Genomic DNA, 3,946 nt, shown 5'->3' on the forward strand with positions numbered 1-3,946 from the left:
ATGAAAAACCATGATTAGCACCTAATAATTCTGTTAAAGCGTTTAAAATTAAATCTTGTGCATCTTTATCATGAGCTACCACTTCTTTACCGTTAGGGTCTACAAATATTATTGGATTATTTAGGCAATAACCGTAAGTGCTAATATTGACATACTTCTCCGCCAACGGGTCAATACTCATCCATCTACCAATAGCTGGGTCATAATTCCTTGCTCCGTAGTCATAGAAGTTAAGCCCCAACTCGTCTTGGCGTTCCTGTCCTTGGAATTTATACTTATACTCCAAATATGTTACTTCAAGGTATTTTTAAGAACGTTTGCTTTGAGCTATCTTTTACCAAATATATTAAAAATTTCCGCAAAGGCATTGACATTAGCGGAGCATTTCATTGAACATTTTGCAAAACCAGATTATTATTAACTATATGAAATTGCCAAATTCTCCACCACTAACTCTGACCCGAGCCGAAAGGCGAACTGAGCGAAGCTAAACACTTGTTATCACTTTCCTTCATTACATTCGTTTTAAGCAATTTTCAAATGTAAAAAAGGCAAACTTTACAGCTTGCCTTGTTTGTTTAAATTTTATTTAAATATTGATTTACAAATGGTTAAATTATGAATTTTGGTTTATCACTAATTATGGGACATTACCATTATGGAACATTACCGATTTAGGTATAAATCCATTCTTATACTTCTCTTTAATATGGAATTTTGATTTATGACTTCCTAACTCGAAAGCTTTTAATAAATAATATTCTTTTAGATTCTCCATTTTCCCTTTAACTGGTGAGTGCTTTAAGAAAGAAAATAAATCAAAATAAGCATCAGGGTAATTGTAATTATGAGCCATTGTGAAAGAATAATAGAAAAATTCATTGGAATGTTCACTCAACAAATAAATATCTCTTAACTCTTTATATGAATTAGTATCTCCTTTTACAATGATTGCATTTCTCAATCTGCTTGTTTCTCCCCCATCATTATAATACTTTTCAAAATAATCATTTGAAATAGATACCGTATTGTTTTTTAGTTTAGGTTTGTCATTACATGAAATTAATATCACTCCAAATAATAAGAATAATGAATTTTTCATAAATTTTAATTATATAAAAATCTTAATAATGCTCCTGAATTCAATCGACTTACTTCGATTCCATTTCTAAATTTGACCATTGCTCCTTTATTATCATTAACCTTGTTATGGTCAACTGGACTTTTACCTACTCCATCAAAACTAACAGTACCATCTGCATAGGATTTGAAATGTCCTCTGCCATCAAGTCCAATAATAGTGGCATTAGGATGTCTTTTGGAAATCTCTTTTGCAATTGAAATACCCCCATAAGGGTCTGTAGCAGACCAGCACACAAACAAAGTTAATAAAAATGGTTTATTGTTTGCAATGGCTTCTTTATATGCTGGACTCAAAGCTGACATAACGGTGTCGAAATATTCTGCATTATCAATATTCATAAACTCATCCATGTGAACTGAAATAGAACTTTCGTTTTTAAAGCCATGAGCTATGACATTAAATTCCAAATCTCCTGTTTTGGCCTTCTTTTTTTCTTTCTCAAAAAATTTAAACAATGTCTCACTATCAGTATCTTTACTAAGAAAATGTACTGGTGGCTCATCTTCAGAAGAGCCGTCAGCTGAATCAGGACCATATTGACTCATTGCCTTTTCAAATGTGGAAACTTTCCCAGTAGAACTATCAATATATGTTTTTTCATCCCAATCATAATATATGCCCGTCTGTCCAGCTTCAGCTTTCATCCCATCAGGGTCTATAAAGAATATTGGATTGTTAAAAGCATAATTATAAGGAGAGTGTCTCCTCATTTGCTCCGCCAATGGATCAATATTCATCCACCTCCCCAAAGCAGGATCATAATTCCTTGCTTCAAAATCATAAACATCAAGCCCCAACTCGTCTTGCCACTCCTTTCCATTGAATTTATACTTATACGCCTTTTTGAAACCTCACCAAAGTCAGAACGTTCAATCATCATTATTTCCAAATTTGACAAGTTTTAATGAATACTAATCATTTAAAGCCTATTTCTATATGATAAAAAACAGCATTCAGCTTTTATACTAACTGCTGTTTTTCAAGTATTTAATTTTAAAATTTAGGACATGTCCCTAATTTGGGACATTACTAACATTACCTTACCGATCATTTAAGTCTCCTTAAAGCATTAAATGTTACAATTGAATCTGAGCATGGTGAAACACTAATAAAAAATTGTTGAATTTCCTTATAATTCTTTCTCTGACTAATTACATTTTTAGTTATAGCACCTTCAAAACCTTTTTTTCTAATAAAAACAATTCCAACTAATTCATCACATTTTGTAAAATCATAATTTTTATAAATACGATATTTAGTATCTATACTATATAAATTTATTACATTTTCACCTCCAGATTTTTCTTTTAATGAAATTGAGAATAATTCTGTTTCATTTTTTTCTAGTGAAATTGAATCTATTACATAATCAGAACTTTCAATGTAAATAATTTTATCTTTAGTGTCTAATTTCAAAATTTGATAATCTGTTATGTCGCAAGACACTATACTGAAGCAGATTAATATCAAAAATCCTAATTTAGTTGCCATATTTTTTTGTGATTTCAGCTTGTTCATTTCTTGCATTTTGTAATACACCTTTTTTTACTTTAATAAGATTGTTTAAAAAACTTGTTATATGAGGCTCTGCAATTGTTCCTTTTGCATCTTCTAATGCTTTTTGTGAGCTCTCTATAACTGAATTAGCACTGGAAGCAACGTCTTCTAAAATTACATCCCTTTTAAATTTTGCACCAAAAACCTCAAGCTTTGAAGATTTTTCATTATTAGACATGCTTGAATTTTGGAGAATGTCTTGAACTGCCCCATCTTTATAATTCCACAATTGTTCAGCATAAGCCTCGTATTTATTTGCTATTTGTTCATGGGCAATATTATCATGTATCCCTATTGCACTAATTGCTGATAAACCGTAAGTAGAATAAAAAGCAGAATTACCTAAATTGTCAATATCAAATCGATGTCTTTGTTCATGACTAATAAGGCTAAACCAATATTCCTTACCTCTACTTGAATTTACATAAGAACTTCCTTGGAGAGCACTATCGTAAACAACCTTATTCCCTAGAGTAATTGCAACAGCATTATTTGGTACTGCTCTTTTTGAAAACCAAGTTGCTCTTGCATCCATATGAGGAACCCAATTTGTATTTGTTAATGATTTCCAAGAATATCCAAAAGCCGAATTAATTAATGTAACCATTGGAGAAGTTAATTTTCCATCTTGACCAATCATAAATTCAGGTTCTAACCCTTCAAGTTCTTTTGAAATTATAACTAGATTACCACTAAAAACATAAGGTGACCATTGTGGAAAATCTCTAGCCAAAGGGTCAATACTAATGAACCGTCCAATTGCATAGTCATAATTACGCCATTTATAGTTATCCAAATTAAGCCCCAACTCGTCTTGCCACTCCTTTCCATTGTATTTATACTTATACTCCAACGGTTTTCCATCAGTAGGCGGTAAGATTCTAAGTTTTAAAAGTTGAGTGATGGGGTCGGTTTCTTTGGTGTACTTTCTTATGTCGCTGTTGTAGTTGGTGTGTTTTAAACCATCACTAAGGGTCGGGAGGATAATAGTGATTCTCTTCCAGTATTTTAAGAACGTTTGATTTGAATTATCTTTTATCAAATATATTAAAAAAATTCCGCAAAGTCGGAGACATTTGCGGAGCTTTTCATAGGATATTTATTCTGAACTCTTTGCGGAGCCTTTAGATTTGTTCATTGAAAATTTCGTAATTTTAATAACAACCAAAACTGACAAAGTGAACCATTCGGAGAGCAAAGATTTTGGACTTATCCCCCGATCAGGACTTTGTCAGTTTTATTGAA

At 31.8% G+C, this 3,946-nt stretch carries 5 protein-coding genes; all 5 read right to left on the reverse strand.

Translation table 11 applies throughout. The features are described from left to right. The coding region (locus ACIQ2Z_RS12615; RefSeq protein ID WP_396184521.1) for an RHS repeat-associated core domain-containing protein at positions 1 to 241 on the reverse strand (241 nt) is incomplete at its 3' end. Between the two features lie 399 nt (positions 242 to 640). Continuing rightward, on the reverse strand, positions 641 to 1,102 hold the full coding sequence (locus tag ACIQ2Z_RS12620) for a hypothetical protein (RefSeq protein WP_396184522.1): 462 nt from the start codon (positions 1,100 to 1,102) through the stop codon (positions 641 to 643). 5 nt (positions 1,103 to 1,107) lie between these two features. Continuing rightward, on the reverse strand, positions 1,108 to 1,941 hold the full coding sequence (locus ACIQ2Z_RS12625) for an RHS repeat domain-containing protein (RefSeq protein ID WP_396184523.1): 834 nt from the start codon (positions 1,939 to 1,941) through the stop codon (positions 1,108 to 1,110). Between the two features lie 250 nt (positions 1,942 to 2,191). Further along, positions 2,192 to 2,635 (reverse strand): hypothetical protein, encoded by a 444-nt coding sequence (locus ACIQ2Z_RS12630; protein WP_396184524.1) that lies wholly within the window; start codon positions 2,633 to 2,635, stop codon positions 2,192 to 2,194. Beyond that, entirely contained in the window at positions 2,625 to 3,743 is a 1,119-nt protein-coding gene (locus ACIQ2Z_RS12635; RefSeq protein ID WP_396184526.1) for an RHS repeat domain-containing protein, read from the reverse strand. Before ACIQ2Z_RS12635 ends, ACIQ2Z_RS12630 begins: the two co-directional genes overlap by 11 nt. Between the last annotated feature and the right edge of the window lie 203 nt (positions 3,744 to 3,946).

It is taken from the genome of Flavobacterium sp. (assembly GCF_044361015.1).
Lineage (GTDB): Bacteria > Bacteroidota > Bacteroidia > Flavobacteriales > Flavobacteriaceae > Flavobacterium.